Origin of the sequence: Pseudomonas panipatensis (assembly GCF_900099785.1) — a bacterium.
In the GTDB taxonomy this organism is placed as follows: Bacteria; Pseudomonadota; Gammaproteobacteria; order Pseudomonadales; family Pseudomonadaceae; genus Pseudomonas; species Pseudomonas panipatensis.
Genome location: NZ_FNDS01000009.1, coordinates 87,251 through 104,883 on the forward strand (window position 1 = coordinate 87,251; position 17,633 = coordinate 104,883).

Annotated in this window: 15 protein-coding genes; 10 read left to right on the forward strand and 5 right to left on the reverse strand. The window is 64.4% G+C overall.

Annotation, left to right across the window (positions count from 1 at the left end; genetic code table 11):
- Positions 1-4: 4 nt before the first annotated feature.
- The 4 genes from BLQ74_RS20430 to lpxC all read left to right on the forward strand — a co-directional run bounded on the left by BLQ74_RS20430 (position 5) and on the right by lpxC (position 4,403).
- Positions 5-868, forward strand: a complete 864-nt coding sequence (locus tag BLQ74_RS20430) for a cell division protein FtsQ/DivIB (RefSeq protein ID WP_090265692.1) — start codon at positions 5-7, stop codon at positions 866-868.
- Between the two features lie 21 nt (positions 869-889).
- A complete protein-coding gene (gene ftsA / locus BLQ74_RS20435) occupies positions 890-2,137 on the forward strand; it encodes a cell division protein FtsA (RefSeq protein WP_090265694.1) in 1,248 nt (415 codons plus the stop codon).
- A gap of 54 nt (positions 2,138-2,191) precedes the next feature.
- Complete coding sequence (ftsZ, locus tag BLQ74_RS20440) at positions 2,192-3,379, forward strand: cell division protein FtsZ (protein WP_090265696.1); 1,188 nt, start codon at positions 2,192-2,194, stop codon at positions 3,377-3,379.
- 112 nt (positions 3,380-3,491) lie between these two features.
- The gene (gene lpxC, locus BLQ74_RS20445) at positions 3,492-4,403 is read left to right on the forward strand and encodes a UDP-3-O-acyl-N-acetylglucosamine deacetylase (RefSeq protein WP_090265698.1); all 912 of its coding nucleotides are present in this window, start codon (positions 3,492-3,494) and stop codon (positions 4,401-4,403) included.
- Positions 4,404-4,549: 146 nt separating this feature from the next.
- Here the strand turns inward: lpxC and BLQ74_RS20450 are convergent, their stop codons facing one another.
- Positions 4,550-5,002 carry a DciA family protein gene (locus BLQ74_RS20450; protein WP_090265701.1) on the reverse strand — a complete coding sequence of 151 codons (453 nt, stop codon included), beginning with the start codon at positions 5,000-5,002 and terminating at the stop codon, positions 4,550-4,552.
- A 303-nt stretch (positions 5,003-5,305) separates the two neighbouring features.
- Between BLQ74_RS20450 and secA the strand changes: the two genes are divergently transcribed.
- The 4 genes from secA (at position 5,306) to BLQ74_RS20470 (ending at position 11,265) form a co-directional block, all read left to right on the forward strand.
- Positions 5,306-8,062, forward strand: coding sequence for a preprotein translocase subunit SecA (secA, locus tag BLQ74_RS20455; RefSeq protein WP_090265704.1), 2,757 nt, complete (start codon positions 5,306-5,308; stop codon positions 8,060-8,062).
- Between the two features lie 91 nt (positions 8,063-8,153).
- Complete coding sequence (gene argJ / locus BLQ74_RS20460) at positions 8,154-9,371, forward strand: bifunctional glutamate N-acetyltransferase/amino-acid acetyltransferase ArgJ (protein ID WP_090265707.1); 1,218 nt, start codon at positions 8,154-8,156, stop codon at positions 9,369-9,371.
- Between the two features lie 169 nt (positions 9,372-9,540).
- Complete coding sequence (locus BLQ74_RS20465; RefSeq protein WP_090265709.1) at positions 9,541-10,170, forward strand: glutathione S-transferase family protein; 630 nt, start codon at positions 9,541-9,543, stop codon at positions 10,168-10,170.
- A gap of 144 nt (positions 10,171-10,314) precedes the next feature.
- A complete protein-coding gene (locus BLQ74_RS20470) occupies positions 10,315-11,265 on the forward strand; it encodes a Nudix family hydrolase (protein WP_090265710.1) in 951 nt (316 codons plus the stop codon).
- A gap of 122 nt (positions 11,266-11,387) precedes the next feature.
- On the opposite strand, the gene BLQ74_RS20475 is transcribed toward BLQ74_RS20470, so the two are convergent.
- From BLQ74_RS20475 to BLQ74_RS20490, 4 genes are read right to left on the reverse strand one after another with little or no spacing between them, the layout of a single operon-like run.
- The gene (locus tag BLQ74_RS20475) at positions 11,388-11,960 is read right to left on the reverse strand and encodes a cob(I)yrinic acid a,c-diamide adenosyltransferase (RefSeq protein ID WP_090265711.1); all 573 of its coding nucleotides are present in this window, start codon (positions 11,958-11,960) and stop codon (positions 11,388-11,390) included.
- A 3-nt stretch (positions 11,961-11,963) separates the two neighbouring features.
- Positions 11,964-14,018, reverse strand: coding sequence for a sensor histidine kinase (locus BLQ74_RS20480; protein WP_090266017.1), 2,055 nt, complete (start codon positions 14,016-14,018; stop codon positions 11,964-11,966).
- A gap of 58 nt (positions 14,019-14,076) precedes the next feature.
- Positions 14,077-14,991: a putative 2-dehydropantoate 2-reductase gene (locus tag BLQ74_RS20485; RefSeq protein WP_090265712.1), complete on the reverse strand. Its 915-nt coding sequence runs from the start codon at positions 14,989-14,991 to the stop codon at positions 14,077-14,079.
- A 38-nt stretch (positions 14,992-15,029) separates the two neighbouring features.
- Entirely contained in the window at positions 15,030-15,995 is a 966-nt protein-coding gene (locus BLQ74_RS20490; RefSeq protein WP_090265713.1) for a response regulator, read from the reverse strand.
- A gap of 151 nt (positions 15,996-16,146) precedes the next feature.
- Here BLQ74_RS20490 and BLQ74_RS20495 point away from each other — a divergent pair, with 151 nt between their 5' ends.
- Positions 16,147-16,626 carry a YajQ family cyclic di-GMP-binding protein gene (locus BLQ74_RS20495; protein WP_090265714.1) on the forward strand — a complete coding sequence of 160 codons (480 nt, stop codon included), beginning with the start codon at positions 16,147-16,149 and terminating at the stop codon, positions 16,624-16,626.
- Positions 16,627-16,750: 124 nt separating this feature from the next.
- Complete coding sequence (locus tag BLQ74_RS20500) at positions 16,751-17,593, forward strand: mechanosensitive ion channel family protein (protein WP_090265715.1); 843 nt, start codon at positions 16,751-16,753, stop codon at positions 17,591-17,593.
- The last annotated feature ends 40 nt before the right edge of the window (positions 17,594-17,633 follow it).

A 17,633-nucleotide genomic window follows, 5' to 3' on the forward strand; every position in this document is an offset into this window, starting at 1 on the left:
GACCATGAACGGCGCCATGCTTCGTCACTCGCAACCGGGTATCGGCCGCGCTCCGGCGCGCAAGCCGGTGCCGCGTGGCGCCAGCCGTCTGGTGGCCAAGGAGCCGCTGAGCGTCCGTCTGCCAAAGCCGAACTTCTCCTTCATGCGCCTGCTGCTCTGGCCGGTGCTGTTGGCGGTGCTGGGCTTTGGCGCCTATCAGGGCGCTCAGTACGTGCTGCCTTATGCCGATCGTCCGATTAGCAAGATCAATGTCGAGGGCGATCTCAGCTACATCAGCCAGCAGGCGGTGCAGCAGCGTATCTCGCCCTTCGTCTCGGCGAGCTTCTTCACCATCGATCTGGTCGGCATGCGCCAGGAACTGGAACAGATGCCCTGGATCGCCCATGCCGAAGTACGCCGGGTCTGGCCGGACCAGGTGGTGATCCACCTGGAAGAGCAACTGCCGGTGGCGCGTTGGGGCGACGAGGCGCTGCTGAACAACCAGGGGCAGGCCTTCGCGCCGCACGAGGTGTCGCACTACGAGCATCTGCCACGGCTGTCCGGTCCGCAGTTCGCTCAGCAGAAGGTGATGCAGCAATACCAGATTCTCAGTCAGATGCTGCGCCCGCTGGGCTTCACCATCGCCAGCCTGGAGATGAGTTCGCGCGGCGCCTGGACCCTGAATACCGCCCAGGGCGTGGAGATCGTCCTGGGCCGCGACCATGCGGTCGAGCAGATTCGCCGTCTCGTGACCATTTATGAGAAGGCACTGAAGGATCAGATATCGAAAATCGCGCGCATCGACATGCGCTACCCCAACGGCCTGGCCGTGGCGTGGCGTGATCCGCTGCCGCAAACGGACGTGGCCCAGGCCACGCCCGCGCAGTGATTTGAGGAGACAGCAATAACCATGGCAAGCGTGCAGAGCGGCAAGATGGTCGTCGGCCTGGACATCGGCACCTCCAAGGTGGTGGCGCTGGTGGGCGAGGTAGCGGCCGACGGCAAGCTGGAGATCGTCGGTATCGGGACTCACCCCTCGCGCGGCCTGAAGAAGGGCGTGGTGGTGAACATCGAGTCCACCGTGCAATCGATTCAGCGCGCCATCGATGAAGCCCAGCAGATGGCCGGCTGCCGAATTCACTCGGCATTCGTCGGCATCGCCGGCAACCACATCCGCAGCCTGAACTCCCACGGCATCGTGGCGATCCGCGACCGCGAGGTCAGCCCGGCGGACATCGACCGAGTGCTGGACGCGGCCCAGGCTGTGGCCATTCCGGCCGACCAACGGGTCCTGCACACACTGGCGCAGGACTACGTGATCGATAACCAGGAAGGCGTTCGCGAGCCCCTGGGCATGTCCGGCGTACGCCTGGAAGCCAAGGTGCACGTGGTGACCTGCGCAGTGAACGCCGCGCAGAACATCGAGAAGTGCGTGCGCCGCTGCGGCCTGGAAGTCGACGACATCATTCTCGAGCAACTGGCGTCGGCCTATTCGGTCATCACCGAAGATGAAAAAGAGCTGGGCGTGTGCCTGGTGGACATCGGCGGCGGCACCACGGACATCGCCATCTTCACCGAAGGGGCGATTCGCCACACCGCAGTGATCCCGATCGCTGGCGACCAGGTCACAAACGACATCGCCATGGCCCTGCGCACGCCGACTCAGTATGCCGAAGAGATCAAGATTCGATATGCTTGTGCCCTAGCCAAACTGGCCGGTGCTGGCGAAACCATCAAGGTGCCCAGCGTCGGGGACCGGCCACCGCGGGAGTTGTCGCGTCAGGCCCTGGCCGAGGTTGTCGAGCCGCGTTACGACGAGCTCTTCACCCTGGTCCAGGCCGAACTGCGCCGCAGCGGCTACGAAGACCTGATTCCTGCAGGAATCGTCCTGACCGGGGGCACTTCCAAGATGGAAGGCGCCGTCGAGCTGGCCGAAGAGATCTTTCACATGCCGGTGCGCCTGGGTGTGCCGCACGGAGTCAAAGGACTGACTGACGTCGTGCGCAATCCTATCTATTCAACAGGCGTGGGTTTGCTCATGTACGGACTGCAAAAACAGTCCGACGGGCCGTCCGCGTCTGGCAGCAGCTATAGCAGCGATGAACCCAAGACACCTGTGCTGGAACGGCTGAAACGCTGGGTCCAGGGCAACTTCTGAGTTACCACCGCGGTACCCGTAGGCGACAAAACTAGAAAGGAAGGAGAGGGGAAAATGTTCGAACTCGTCGATAACGTCCCACAAACAGCAGTTATCAAAGTCATCGGTGTCGGTGGTGGCGGTGGCAACGCCGTGAACCACATGGCCAAGAACAACGTCGATGGCGTCGAATTCATCTGCGCCAACACTGACGCCCAGGCGCTGAAGAACATCGCGGCGCGCACCGTGCTGCAACTCGGCCCGGGTGTGACCAAGGGCCTGGGCGCTGGCGCCAACCCTGAAGTGGGCCGTCAGGCCGCACTGGAAGACCGTGATCGCATCGCCGAAGTACTGGAAGGCGCCGATATGGTCTTCATCACCACCGGCATGGGTGGCGGCACCGGTACCGGCGCTGCACCGATCATTGCCGAAGTCGCCAAGGAAATGGGCATCCTGACCGTCGCCGTGGTCACTCGTCCGTTCCCCTTCGAGGGCCGCAAGCGCATGCAGATCGCCGATGAAGGCATCCGCTCGCTGGCGGAAAGCGTCGACTCGCTGATCACCATCCCCAACGAGAAGCTGCTGACCATCCTCGGCAAGGACGCCAGCCTGCTCGCCGCCTTCGCCAAGGCCGACGACGTGCTGGCCGGCGCCGTGCGCGGCATTTCCGACATCATCAAGCGCCCGGGCATGATCAACGTCGACTTCGCCGACGTGAAGACCGTGATGAGCGAGATGGGCATGGCCATGATGGGTACCGGCTGCGCCAGCGGTCCGAACCGTGCCCGTGAGGCCACCGAAGCGGCGATCCGCAACCCGCTGCTGGAAGACGTCAACCTGCAGGGTGCCCGCGGCATTCTAGTGAACATCACCGCCGGTCCGGACCTGTCCCTGGGCGAGTACTCCGACGTCGGTAACATCATCGAGCAATTCGCCTCCGAGCACGCGACCGTCAAGGTCGGCACCGTGATCGATCCGGACATGCGCGATGAGCTGCACGTCACCGTGGTCGCCACTGGTCTGGGCGCGCGCCTGGAGAAGCCGGTCAAGGTCGTCGACAACACTGTGCAGACCACCCAGAGCGCCAGCAGCCAGGCTCCGGTACAGCGTGAGCAGCAGTCGGTGAACTACCGCGATCTGGATCGTCCGACCGTCATGCGCAACCAGAGCCACGGCGGCGCTGCCACCGCGGCCAAGCTGAACCCGCACGACGATCTGGATTACCTGGATATCCCGGCGTTCCTGCGTCGCCAGGCTGATTGAGTCTATTTATCAGGAGTATGGATGTGATTGGTGTTCAGCAAAGGGCGGTTCTGCTATTATCGCCGCCCATTGTTGAAAACAGTTCGCAACTTGCGCGAAAGCGGCCAAAGCCATGATCAGACAACGCACCTTGAAGAACATCATCCGGGCCACCGGTGTCGGCTTGCACTCGGGGGAGAAGGTTTACCTCACCCTGAAACCGGCTCCGGTGGACACTGGCATCGTGTTCTGCAGAATCGACCTGGACCCTGTGGTGGAAATCCCCGCGCGGGCCTCTAACGTCGGTGAGACCACTATGTCGACCACCCTGGTGAAGGGTGACGTCAAAGTGGATACGGTGGAGCATCTGCTCTCGGCCATGGCTGGCCTGGGGATCGACAACGCCTATGTCGAACTGTCCGCGTCGGAAGTCCCGATCATGGACGGCAGCGCCGGACCTTTCGTGTTCCTGATTCAATCTGCCGGCCTGCAAGAGCAGGAGGCAGCGAAGAAGTTCATCCGTATCAAGCGCGAAGTGACCGTTGAAGAGGGCGACAAGAGCGCCACCTTCATTCCCTTCGACGGCTTCAAGGTGAGCTTCGAGATCGATTTCGATCACCCGGTCTTCCGTGGTCGCACCCAGAAGGCGACGGTGGATTTCTCCAGCACTTCCTTCGTCAAGGAAGTCAGCCGTGCGCGGACCTTCGGGTTCATGCGCGACATCGAGTTCCTGCGTTCGCAGAACCTGGCGCTCGGTGGCAGTGTGGAGAATGCCATCGTGGTCGACGAGTATCGCGTGCTCAACGAAGATGGCCTTCGTTACGAGGACGAGTTCGTCAAGCACAAGATCCTGGACGCCATTGGTGACCTGTACCTGCTCGGTAACAGCCTTATCGGCGAGTTCCGCGGCTTCAAATCGGGCCATGCACTGAACAACCGCCTGCTCCGCGCTCTGATCGCGGACAAAGAGGCATGGGAAGTCGTGACCTTCGAAGACGCGAGCACCGCGCCGATTTCCTATATGCGACCCGCTGCGGCCGTATAAGGGAAACCTCCTCCTTTCAAGCTTCATCTTCAAAGGCCACCTTCGGGTGGCCTTTTTTTATTCCCGTGTCCGGACGCCGGGCGTGCCGGCTTTGCCGGTCCGGGCGGTCGGTTCAGGTGGATGCATTGAGGGGGGGAGCGGGAGGATTAATCCGATTTCCGGCTACGGCTGGCCAAACGTTCGAGCGCGGCTTTCAACAGCGGGTTGCTGATGCCTTCCGCCGCTTCCTGAATGGTCTCGGCGGCCGCGCTGGACAGGCGCGTGTTGCGCTCAGGGGGGCGGCGTTCCACCTGAGGCTGGACCTTGAAATGTATGCGTTCCAGCCCGGCGAATTCGTCGAACGCCTGGAGTTGTCGCAGCAAGCGCCGCTGCTGATAACGCAGGCGAGTGGCCCAGTGGGCGTCGTTGACCACGAGCAGCAGGCTGCCGGCGCGCCAGGAGGCGACCCGGCAGTGCGGGCGGGCGGCGGGTTGCAATTGGCTGTCCAGTAGTTGCTGCAACTGCCCCAGGCGCTGGGCTTCCTGGAACAGCGTCTGCAGGGGCTTGGCCTCGCGCAGCAGCTTCTGGGTGGCCTGGGCGGGCAGCGGGCGGAACGCCATGGTGTTTATCCCGGAATGATGAGTGCCGATGTTAGCAGAATGCTGCCGGCAGGACGCTGCAGGATGACGCTTGCCACTGACAGGCTTGAAGTTTTTTCCCGCACCACCATATACAGGTAGCGGACTGCCAGTCCTCCCGAGTCCCTGAATGGCAAGCGGGGCGGAGCGAAGTTCCCGGATATGACTTCGGCACTTCTTTCGTCCACATTTCCGAGTAGAATGCCCCCTTTGCCGCCGTTACACATAGCGCGGCCAGCCAGTCGGGCAGCCCTCCAATCCCCAAGTTCGGATGACCCAGTCGATATGTTTGCGCCTTTGTTGAAAAAACTCTTTGGAAGCAAGAACGAGCGTGAAGTGAAGCGCATGGCCAAGCAGGTCCAGGCTATCAATGCGCTCGAGCCACAAATGGTGGCGCTTTCCGATGAGCAACTGAAGGCCAAGACCGAGGAGTTCAAGGCTCGCCTGGCCAAGGGAGAGAGTCTCGACCAGATTCTTCCCGAGGCCTTCGCCGTCGCGCGTGAGGCGGGCAAGCGGGTCATGGGCATGCGCCACTTCGACGTACAGCTGATTGGCGGTATGACCCTGCACGAGGGCAAGATCGCCGAGATGCGTACCGGTGAGGGCAAGACCCTGGTGGGTACCCTGGCCGTCTATTTGAACGCCTTGTCCGGCAAGGGCGTGCACGTGGTCACGGTGAACGACTACCTGGCCCGCCGCGACGCCAACTGGATGCGTCCGCTGTATGAGTTCCTCGGCCTTTCCGTCGGCGTGGTCACTCCGTTCCAGCCGCCGGAAGAGAAGCGTGCCGCCTACGCCGCCGACATCACCTACGGCACCAACAACGAATTCGGTTTCGACTACCTGCGCGACAACATGGCCTTCAGCATGGAGGACAAGTTCCAGCGTGAGCTGAACTTCGCCGTGGTCGACGAAGTGGACTCCATCCTCATCGACGAGGCGCGGACGCCGCTGATCATTTCCGGCCAGGCCGAAGACAGCTCCGAGCTGTACATCAAGATCAACAAGCTGATCCCGCGCCTGAAACGCCATATCGAGGAAGTCGAAGGCCAGGTGACCCAGCAGGGCCACTACAGCATCGACGAGAAGACCCGTCAGGTGGAACTCAACGAGCAGGGCCACCAGTACGTCGAGGAGCTGCTGAGCCAGGCCGGCCTGCTCGGCGAGGGCGAAAGCCTGTATTCGGCGCACAACCTCAGTCTGCTGACCCACGTCTACGCAGCCCTGCGCGCCCACACGCTGTTCCACCGCAACGTCGAGTACATCGTCCAGGGCGATCAGGTCATGCTGATCGACGAGCATACCGGCCGTACCATGCCGGGCCGTCGACTCTCCGAGGGCCTGCACCAGGCCATCGAGGCAAAGGAAAACCTGCCGATCCAGGCGGAAAGCCAGACCCTGGCCTCGACCACCTTCCAGAACTACTTCCGTCTCTACAACAAGCTGTCCGGCATGACCGGTACCGCCGATACCGAGGCTTTCGAGTTCCGCCAGATCTACGGTCTCGACGTCGTGGTGATTCCGACTCACCGCGAGATCGCCCGGAAGGACTTCAATGACCTGGTCTACCTGACCCAGGAAGAGAAGTACGCGGCCATCATCACCGACATCCAGCAGAGCCAGGCGCTGGGCCGTCCGATCCTGGTCGGTACCGCCTCGATCGAGACCTCCGAATACGTCTCGCAATTGCTGCAGCAGGCCGGCATCGAGCACAAGGTGCTCAACGCCAAGTACCACGAGAAGGAAGCCGAGATCATCGCCCAGGCCGGTGCGCCGGGCGCCGTGACCATCGCCACCAACATGGCCGGCCGTGGTACCGACATCCTCCTGGGCGGCAACTGGGAAGCCGAGATCGCTCGCCTGGAGAACCCCTCCGACGAGCAGATCGCGCAGATCAAGGCCGATTGGCAGAAGCGTCACCAGCAGGTGATCGAGGCGGGCGGTCTGCATGTGATCGCTTCCGAACGTCACGAGTCGCGCCGTATCGACAACCAGTTGCGGGGCCGTGCCGGCCGCCAGGGCGACCCGGGCTCCAGCCGCTTCTACCTGTCGCTGGAAGACAACCTGATGCGCATCTTCGCCTCCGACCGGGTGAAGAACTTCATGAAAGCCCTGGGCATGCAGCCGGGCGAGGCGATCGAGCACCGCATGGTGAGCAACGCCATCGAGAAGGCGCAGCGCAAGGTCGAAGGCCGTAACTTCGACATCCGCAAGCAATTGCTCGAATACGACGACGTGGCCAACGAGCAGCGCAAGGTGATCTACCACATGCGCAACAGCCTGCTGGCGGCGGACAATATCGGCGACACCATCGCCGAGTTCCGCGAGGAAGTGCTCAGCGCCACCATCAGCCAGCACATTCCGCCGCAGTCGCTGCCGGAGCAGTGGGATATCGCCGGCCTGGAAGCCGCGCTGTACAGCGATTTCGCCCTGAAGCTGCCGGTTCAGCAGTGGCTCGACGAGGACGAGAAACTCTACGAAGAGACCCTGCGCGAGAAGATCCTCGCCGAACTGGTCGCCGCCTACCACGAGAAGGAAGACATGGCCGGTGTCGAGGCCCTGCGCACCTTCGAGAAGCAGATGCTGCTGCGGGTGCTGGACGACCTGTGGAAAGACCACCTGTCGACCATGGACCACCTGCGCCACGGCATCCACCTGCGCGGTTACGCGCAGAAGAACCCGAAGCAGGAGTACAAGCGCGAATCCTTCGCCCTGTTCCAGGAGCTGCTGGACTCCATCAAGCGCGACACCATCCGCGTGCTGTCCTTCGTCCAGGTACGCCGCGAGGACCCGGCCGAAGAAGAGGCGCGCCTGCGCCGCGAAGCCGAGGAGATGGCCAAGCGCATGCAGTTCCAGCACGCCGATGCGCCGTCCATCGAGCAGGCCGTCGCGGCGGCCGAGGAAGAGCCGCAGGACGAGCAGGAATCCGCCCAGGTCGTGCCGCTGGAGCCTGTACGCAGCGAGCCGAAGATCGGCCGCAACGAGCCGTGCCCCTGCGGTTCCGGCAAGAAATACAAGCATTGCCACGGGCAGGTGAACTGATTACCTGTCCCTGATACCGACGCCGCGACCGGCCCAGCCGCTCGCGGCGTTTTACTCATACGATCCCCCCTGTCTGTAAGGAGCACGTCCCATGGCTGTCGGTCTCGGCCCGATCCCCACCCTGCACCCGGTTCCCGGTTTCGAACTCGGTATCGCTTCCGCCGGCATCAAGCGCCCCGGTCGCAAGGACGTTGTGGTGATGCGATGCGCCGAAGGCTCCACGGTCGCCGGGGTGTTCACCACCAACGCCTTCTGTGCGGCGCCGGTGCTGCTGTGCAAGAAACGCTTCCTTGGCCCGATCCGTTACCTGGTCACCAACACCGGCAATGCCAACGCCGGCACCGGCGAGCCGGGTCTGGTCGCCGCCTCGGCGGTCTGCGCCAAGCTGGCGGAGCTGGCCGGAGTCGATGAGAGCGCGGTGCTGCCGTATTCCACCGGGGTGATCGGCGAGCCGCTGCCGGTGGCCAAGATCGAGGCCGCGCTGCCGGCCGCGCTGGCCAACCTCGGTGCGGACAACTGGGCCGAGGCCGCCGCCGGCATCATGACCACCGATACCCAGCCCAAGGGTGCCAGCCGCCAGTTCGTACAGGATGGCGTGACCATCACCGTCACCGGCATCAGCAAGGGCGCCGGCATGATCAAGCCGAACATGGCGACCATGCTCGGCTACATCGCCACTGACGCCAAGGTCGCCCAGGGCGTGCTGCAGGACCTGCTGCGCGATGCGGCGAACAAGTCGTTCAACCGCATCACCATCGATGGCGATACGTCGACCAACGACAGCTGCACTCTGATTGCCACCGGCCAGGCCGCGTTGCCGGAAATCACCCAGGCCAGCGGTCCGCTGTTCAGCGCGCTCAAGCAAGCGGTCCTGGAAGTGTCCATGGAACTGGCCCAGGCCATCGTCCGCGACGGCGAAGGCGCCACCAAGTTCGTTACCGTGCGGGTCAACGGCGGCGCGACCCACCAGGAGTGCCTGGATGTCGGCTATGCCGTGGCTCACTCGCCGCTGATCAAGACTGCGCTGTTCGCGTCCGACCCCAACTGGGGCCGCATCCTCGCCGCCGTCGGCTATGCCGGCGTGCCCAACCTGGATGTGAGCAAGATCGACGTGTTCCTCGACGAGGTGTGCATCGCCAGCCGTGGCTGCCGCGCCGCCAGCTACACCGAGGACCAGGGCGCGCGGGTCATGGCCCAGGCCGAGATCACCATCCGTATCGAGCTGGGCCGCGGCGATTGCAGCGAGACCATCTGGACCACCGACCTCTCCCACGAGTACGTCAAGATCAACGCTGAATACCGCACCTGATCGAGACTGTCGCGTTCATCGACGGCCTCGCCGGAATCGGCGAGGGCCGCCGAGATACCACGGATTCCCGGTTTTCATCCCTGCATGAAAACCGGGAATTTGTTTTACCGCCGCCGAGCCCGTATGGTCGCCTGATTCCCTTTGTTCGAGCGGATGAGGAGCGGCACAGATGTCCCTGACCCTGGTAATTGGCAGCAAGAACACCTCTTCCTGGTCGCTGCGTGGCTGGCTGGCCATGTGTCTCAGCGGCGCTGAATTCGAAGAAATCCTGATCCCCCTCGGCGGTGCCGATACCGCGCGGCGGATTCGCGAGCACTCGCCCAGCGGCAAGGTGCCGTTGCTCAAGTGCGAGGACGGGCCGATCTGGGATTCCCTGGCCATTGCCGAATACCTTGCCGAGCAGTTCCCCGAAGCCTATATGTGGCCGCGTGGCGAAGCGGCGAGGGCGCTGGCTCGTTCGGTCTGCGCGGAGATGCACAGCGGCTTCGCCGCATTGCGCGCGAACATGCCCATGGACTTGCAGCGCCAGCAGCCACTGGCCCGGGTGCCGGCCGAGGTCGAGGCGGACATCGCCCGCATCGTCGAGCTGTGGACACTCTGCCGCCAGCGTTTCGGTCAGGACGGCCCGTTCCTGTTCGGCCACGCGAGCATCGCCGACGCCTTCTATGCGCCGGTCGCCACGCGATTCCGTAGCTATGCGGTGGAGCTGCCTCCCCTGGCCAAGGCCTATGTCGACACCATCTACCAGTGGCATTTGTTCCAGCCCTGGCTGCAGGCCGCCCGCGCGGAAAAGGCCTGAGCCGGGCCTGCCGGATAAACCAAGGTCGCGAGTCAGATGGCGATGCAGGGCGTAAACTTCGCCTCCTGACGGCACCCAGCCGTGAACCGCAATCGCCTGCCCGGTAGTCGCCTGGACTGCCGGGGTGCAAGAGGAGCTTCAGCTGTGAAACGAGTACATGTCGCCGCCGCCGTGATCCGTGGCGCCGATGGCCGGGTACTGATCGCCCGCCGCCCGGACGACAAGCACCAGGGAGGGCTCTGGGAGTTTCCCGGTGGCAAGGTGGAGGAGGGCGAGCCGGTGCAGGTGGCGCTGGCCCGTGAACTGGAAGAGGAGCTTGGCATCCGTGTCGAGCGGGCGCGGCCGTTGATCCGCGTGGCCCACGATTATCCGGACAAGCAGGTGCTGCTGGATGTCTGGGAGGTCTCCGCGTTCTCCGGCGAGCCGCATGGCGCCGAAGGCCAGCCGCTGGCCTGGGTCGCCCCGCGCGATCTGCCCGACTATGAGTTTCCCGCCGCCAATGCGCCCATCGTGCATGCCGCGCGCTTGCCCGAGCGCTACCTGATCACCCCGGAGGGCCTGGAGCCGCAGGCGCTGTTGCAGGGAATCCGCGCCGCGGTGGGCGCCGGCATTCGCATGATCCAGCTGCGCGCGCCGAACATGTTCAGCCCGGAATACCGCGATATGGCGGTGGACGCCGTGGGCCTGTGCGCCGGCAAGGCGCAGTTGATGCTCAAGGGACCGCTGGAGTGGCTGGGCGACTTCCCGTCGGCTGGCTGGCACCTGACGGCCGCGCAGTTGCGCAAATACGCCGCCAACGGCCGCCCGTTCCCCAGCGAGCGCCTGCTGGCGGCGTCTTGCCACAGCGCCGAGGAATTGGCCCTGGCCAGCGCCATGGGGGTGGATTTCGTCACCCTGTCGCCGGTCCTGCCGACCGAGAGTCATCCCGGTGAGGCGGCCCTCGGTTGGGCGGCGGCCGAGCAGATGATCGCCGCTTTCAACCAGCCGGTGTTCCTGCTCGGCGGCCTCGGGCCGCAGGATGTCGAGCGCGCCTGGCAGATCGGTGCCCAGGGCGTGGCCGGGATTCGTGCGTTCTGGCCGGCGTTGGAAGGTTAGTGCCGATCCGCAGTCCGCGATCGCCCCGATCGCGGATGTCCCCCGCTAGCGCAGGCGTGGGCTAGCGAGGATTCGCGCGCATGGGCCGGACGCCCACGCCGCGCTTGTGCCGGGGCCGGCCATCAGGTCGGCTTTGCCGCCGCCTTCCACAGGACTTCCTTGACCCCCTGGCGCTTGGCGGCGATGCGCGCGGCGACGAACAGCAGGTCGGAAAGACGGTTCAGGTAGCGCATTGCGCTGCCGCCCAGCGGTTCGACGTCATTCAATTGCTGGCAGCGACGTTCCGCCTTGCGTGCCAGGCTGCGGCACACGTGAACCTGCGCGACCAACCGGGAGCCGCCGGGAAGGATGAACTCCTTTAGCGGTTCCAGCTCGTCGTTCCAGGCATCGATGGCCTGTTCCAGGCGCTCCACCTCGGCATCGTCAAGGGCGCGGTACTCCGGCATCGCCAGTTCGCCACCGAGGTCGAACAGGCGGTGCTGGATCGGCGTCAGTACCTGCAGCAACTGATCCAGCGCCGCCGTTCGCGCCTCCTGCAGATCCGCCAGCAGCAGGCCAAGCTGGCTGTTCAATTCGTCGACGCAGCCGATGGCTTCGATGCGGGGATGGTGCTTGGACACCCGCCGACCGTCGGCCAGGCCGGTCTCACCGGCGTCGCCGGTGCGCGTGTAGATCTTCGAAAGCCGATAGCCCATGGCTCATAGCTCCTTGTCCATTGGCGCCGGTGGCTGCGCTGGCAGCGGTTGCAGCTCGTCGCCGAGCGGCAGGCGCAGGGTGAAGCAGGTGCCTTGGCCGAGTTCAGACTGCACCTCCATCTGCCCCTTGTGGTTGTTGGTGATGATGAAATACGAGACGGACAGCCCCAGGCCGGTGCCCTGGCCGACTTCCTTGGTGGTGAAGAAGGGCTCGAAGATGCGTTTGCGCACGTTTTCCGGCATGCCGCTGCCGTTGTCCTCCACCTGGATTTCCGCCCAGGGCGGATTGAGGCGGGTGCGCAGGATGATGCGGCCCTGTTCGCCTTCCTCTTCGTCGTCGCGCTGGTGAATGGCCTGGGCGGCGTTCTTCAGCAGGTTGAGCAGGACCTGTTCGACCTCGTTGGCGATCACCGGAACCGGGCCCAGGTTGGGGTCGAACTCCTGGATGATCTGCAGCGACTTGAAGTCGAAACCGCCGGTGAGGTCGAAGTCATTGCCGGCGATCTCCACGGCCTGTTCGAGCAGCGCCGGTAGCTCGCAGAGTGCCATCTGCCGATGGCTGCGGCGGCTGAAGGAGAGCATGTGGGTGACGATCTTGGCGGCGCGCGAGCCGGCGTACTGGATGCCATCCATCAGCTTGGGGATTTCCCGTGCGTCCAGGTAGTGGTTGAGGTCATCCAGGCTGATACCGACCTCGGCGGCGGTTTCCAGGTTCTTCGGCAGCTCGGGCGAGAGGCGCCGGCGAATGTTCTGCACGTTGTGCAGGATGGCGCCCAGCGGGTTGTTGATCTCATGCGCCATGCCCGCGGCCAGGCCGCCCACCGAGAGCATCTTTTCCGACTGCACCATCAGTTCTTCCATGCCCAGGCGGTCGGTGATGTCGTCGATACGGATCACCGCGCCGCGCCCGGTGCCGCCCATCAGCGGGTAGAAGGTCAGCGCGTAGTGGCGTGGCGAATCGGTCAGCGCCCAGGTCACCCGCTCGACCCGCTCCACCTTGTGCTGCTCGGCGGCGCGGGTCAGTTGCAGGAGATAGGGCTTGAGCGAGGGGAAGGCGAGGAATACCGGCTGGTTCACCGCGTCGTCCAGGCTGGTGCCGGAGAGCTGGCTGGCCTCCTGGTTCCACTGGGTAACGTAGAGCTGTTCGTCCACCGCGATCAGCGCCGAGGGCATCGAGTCGATGATGCTGTTGAGGTAGTTCTGGAAGCCGGTGAGCTTCTTCTCGATCTTGCTGCGCACCTGGACTTCCAGCTCCAGTTTGCGGTTCGAGCGCCGGGTTTCCTCGGCCAGCCCCTGGGCCTGCTCGACGGCTTCCTGGGCATCGTCACGGGCCCGCTTGAGCTGCTGTTCGCGCGCCTCGATGCGCGTCAGCATGGTGTTGAAGGCATCGGAGAGGCGACCGATCTCGTCGGCATTGCCGCGTTCGGCGCGCAGCGAGTAGTTCTCCTCGCGGGTGACCTGGCGTGACAGCTCTTCCAGGTTGCGGATCGGCCGGGTGATCAGACGGCGGATCTGTTGGGCGATGAGCAGCCAGAGCAGCACGCTGACCGCCAGGATCACCAGGCTGGCGCTGAGGGTGCCGGTGTAGAAGGCGCCGGGCAGTTCGCTGCTGGCGACCAGCAGCAGGTAGCCGCTGCGCCCGCCGGGCTGGGGCAATTCGAAGAGGGCGTTGAGGCGGTATTCGTGCTCCCGCCAGCGCTCCAACTGCTCCAGGTGGGTCGGCAGCGACATGGCGCTTTCACGCGGAACCTGGGCGATGCGCGTACCGTTGCTGTCGTAGAGCGCGGCGGCGCGCAACGGCTGGTAGTCCTCGAGCTGTTCGAGCAGGGCGCTGGCCTGTTCCGGCGAACTCAGCGCCGGCTCGCTCAAGGCCGGGTTGGCGATCAGTCGGCCGATGGTCTGCAGCGCCTGCGGCGCCACGCTGTCCTGGGAAATCCAGTAGGCGGCGCTGATGAAGGCCAGGTTGGCCACCAGCAGCACCGTGGCCAGCAGGACCAGCAGGGCAGCGAGGATTTTCTGCCCGACCGGCAGGTTTTCCAGGCGCTGGCGCAGGTTGATGAAAGACGGCATAGACGGATCGATGTGCGAAAGCAGGGCGGGCAGGTTAGCCCGCCGCTCAGGCCTCCGGCAATCCGCGCTGGCGCAACAGGCCGCGCAGGCGTTCGTGCAGGGCGTTCAGGCGCGGCAAGCCGAGGCCGAGGCGCCGGCCTTCGGCACAGGCGTGGCCGAGCAGGTAGGCGATTTCCGTGCGCCGCCCGTGCGCGACATCCTGGTACATCGACGAGTAGTTCTTCGCGGTGGCGGCGATGACCCGTTCCACCTCGCTTTGCAGTTCGCGGGCGGCGTCGGTGTGGCCGCGAGCGTGGAGCAACTGGCCGAGTTCGTCGCAGAGGCCGGCGACTTCCTCGGCATGTCCGGCGAGTTCGCCATTGCGGCATTGATAGAGCACGGTCAGCGGGTTGATCGCGCAGTTCAATCCGAGCTTGCGCCATAGGCGTTCGAGGATATCGTCGCTCCAGTCCAGCGGAATCCCGGCATCGTTCAGGGTCGCCAGCCAGGCGGGTGCGGGTCCCTGGCGCTCGTCGCCGATCCAGGTGTGCCCGCGACCGGCGAAGACCACGCGGAAATCGCCGTCGCGGAATGCACCTTCGGTGCTCGATGCGTACAGGCAGCGCGCGCGCGGCAGGTGCGCGGCGACCGCCTGCTGACTGCCCAGGCCATTCTGCAGCAGGATGATTTCGGCGCCGGGGAGCAGGCGGGCGGCCACGCTGGCGGCGGCTTCTTCGGCGTCATAGGCCTTGCATGCCAGGAGCAGGCGCTGGATAGGCGCGCCAGCGTGGCCGACAGTTTCCGCGACAAGCGGGTAGAGGCTGTCCCGGCCGTCCTCGCTGAGCGTGATGCCGCCGCGCTCGCGATAGGCGTTGAGGCGCTGGCGATCACGCAGCAAGAGTTGCACCGGCTGGCCCGCGCGGGCCAGGCGGGTGGCCCAGAGGCAGCCGAGGCTGCCGGCGCCGAGGATGTACCAGGTCATGGCTGAAGACTTCGCTGAAGGTGGGCTTACCGCGAAGTCTAGCGCACCCCGGTCAGGCGACTGGCATTGATCCGCCCGCTGGCGTAGGCGTCCGGCAACAGCAAGGCTGCCTGGGCCAGCACCTCGTCGACCTGCAGCGGCAGCGAATGGCTGTCGAGGCCGACCAGGCCGATCCCCGCCTTGAGGGTGATGAAGCCTTCGCTGGTCTTGAAGGCCTTGAGATTGAGCCCTTCGTGCAGGCGCCGGAAGCTGCTTGGCGAGCACTCCTGGAGGTCGCTGAGCAGGGTGATGAGGCCGAAGTGCTGGTCGTCGATGCGCGCCAGTACGTCGAGTGGGCGCACCAGTTGCTGCAAGCGCCGGCCGATGCCGTGCAGCAATTCCTGCTGCAGGACCGGAATGCGCTGCCGGTGGGGGTCGAGCAACTCGGGGATGCCGATCAGCAGATAGCACACCGCACCGCCTCGCGACTCCACCTGGCGGATGCTGTCACCCAGCTTCTGCCGCAGGTAGCGCAGGTTGCCCAGGCCGGTGGCGCTGTCCACCAGGTTGCGTTCTTCCAGGCTGGTGATGTTCTGGGTGAGCAGGCGATTCTCGACCAGCAGCCGTTGCAGGGTGTTGCACAGGCGATCGGCGGCCAGCACCCGTGGCACCAATTGCTCGTTCATGGTCGCTTTGCTGACGAAGTCATCGACACCGCGGTCGAAGGCTTCGGCGAGGACGTTGTCGCCTTCCTTGCCGGTGAGCAGGATGACGTAGGTGTAGTGGTCGCCGCTCTCGTCGAGCTGACGCACCCGTGCCGTCAGTTCCAGGCCGTCCATCTCGGGCATCAACCAATCGGCGAGGAGCACGCTCACCGGTTCCGCTTCGAGCAATTGCAGGGCTTCGCTGGCGCTGCTGGCGAAGCGCACGTTCTGGTAGCCGGCCTGGCTCAGGGCGCGACCGATCATGGCGCTGGAGAATTTCGCGTCATCGACCACCAGGATGCTCAGATGGTTGGTTGGCATGGGGCAGGGTGCTCGGAAGGGGAGGAAGTGACGCCGGTTCTTGGCCGGGCGCGTGTTTGTAGCTCAGTTATAATGAGCGCGCATTTTTACCGTCAAGCCAGGCGCGCTCCCGACTGTGAACCCGGTCGCGCCGTCCATCAGGAGAGATGACATGCCCTCGTTCGACGTGGTGTCCGAACTGGACAAACACGAATTGACCAACGCCCTGGACAACGCTGCCAAGGAACTCGACCGCCGCTTCGACCTCAAGGGCAAGTGCAGCTTCGAGCCCAAGGACAAGTCGGTCACCCTGACTGCCGAAGCCGAATTCATGCTGGAACAGATGCTCGACATCCTGCGCGGCAGCCTGATCAAGCGCAAGATCGACAGCCAGTGCATGGAGATCAAGGATGCCTACGCCTCGGGCAAGGTGGTCAAGCAGGAAGTGAACTTCCGCGAAGGCATCGACAAGGAACTGGCGAAGAAAATCGTCGGCCTGATCAAGGACCGCAAGATGAAGGTCCAGGCCGCCATCCAGGGCGAGCAGGTGCGGGTCACCGGCAAGAAGCGCGACGATCTGCAGGAGGCCATCGCCTTGCTGCGTGGCGAGTCGCTGGGCATGCCGCTGCAATTCAACAACTTCCGCGACTGAGTCGAACGTGGAACCTCATCGGCCGGCCGACGTCGCAGTAGTGAGTCGCCCGGCGACTGTTCACCGCCATGGTTCGCCATGGCGGTTGCGTTTCTGCAATGGCAAATCAAGGGGGACATGATCCATGGATATGAATTACGACCAGATCGTGAAGAGCGCGGAAGCCTGGACGCCAGTGGTACTGAGCTACCTGGGCAACATCGTGCTGGCGCTGCTCACGCTTCTCGTCGGTTGGTGGCTGATCAATACCCTGACTCGCCGGGTGGGCGGTGTGCTCTCCAACCGGCATGTGGACAAGACGCTGCAGAGCTTCGTCGGCAGCCTGGTGAACATCGCCCTCAAGGGCATGCTGGTGATCAGCGTGGCCTCGATGATCGGCATCCAGACCACCAGCTTCGTCGCCGCCATCGGTGCCGCCGGCCTGGCCATCGGCCTGGCGCTGCAGGGCAGCCTGTCGAACTTCGCCGGCGGCGTGCTGATCCTGCTGTTCCGTCCGTTCAAGGTCGGCGACTGGATCGAGGCACAAGGCGTGGCAGGCACCGTGGACAGCATCCTGATCTTCCACACGGTGTTGCGTACCGGTGACAACAAGCGGGTGGTCGTGCCCAACGGCAGCCTTTCCAACGGCACCATCACCAACTGCTCCAGCGAACCGATGCGCAAGGTGGTCTTCGATGTCGGCGTCGACTACGAGGCCGACCTGCAGCAGGCCCGCGATGTGCTGCTGGCGCTGGCCGCGGACCCGCGCGTGATGCACGATCCGGCGCCGGTGGCGGTGGTCAGCAAACTGGGCGAAAGCGCGATTACCCTGTCCCTGCGGGTCTGGGTGAAGAACGCCGACTACTGGGACGTGCTCTTCCTGTTCAACGAGAAGGCGCGCGATGCCCTGGCCCAGCGTGGCATCGGCATTCCCTTCCCGCAGCGGGTGGTGAAAGTGGTCAAGGGCGAACTGGTCGAAGCGGACTGAATCGACTCGCCCAGACAAAGGCCGGCGCAAAGCCGGCCTT